General features: G+C 37.2%; 1 protein-coding gene. It reads left to right on the top strand.

Going from position 1 to position 258, the window contains the following annotated elements; genetic code table 11:
- A partial coding sequence (locus SB717_RS37405; RefSeq protein WP_410908180.1) for an MFS transporter occupies positions 1-240 on the top strand: 240 nt, incomplete at its 5' end.
- Positions 241-258 lie beyond the last annotated feature (18 nt).

The following is a 258-nucleotide window of genomic DNA, read 5'->3' as shown; positions in this document are numbered from 1 at the left end:
ATTGCAAATATACTTGCACCAAAAGATAAATTAGGGTTTTATCAAGGGGTTGTAAATAGTGCGGCGACTGTAGGGAAAATGTTCGGGCCGGTCGTTGGCGGAGCAATTGTGGATTTATACAATATGGAAGTATTGTTTATAGCAATCATGGTAATGCTTGTAGTAGCGCTTATAGCAACGAGCATTTATGATAAACGAGTAAAAGTAGAAGAAACAGTTGAAGAAAAAATTGCAGTTTAGTTTGACGGAACATGTAAC

Source organism: Priestia sp. SIMBA_032 (genome assembly GCF_046535215.1).
In the GTDB taxonomy this organism is placed as follows: domain Bacteria; phylum Bacillota; class Bacilli; order Bacillales; family Bacillaceae_H; genus Priestia; species Priestia aryabhattai.
The sequence above is the reverse complement of the archived record's forward strand: the minus strand, read 5'-3'. Positions and strand labels throughout refer to the sequence as shown.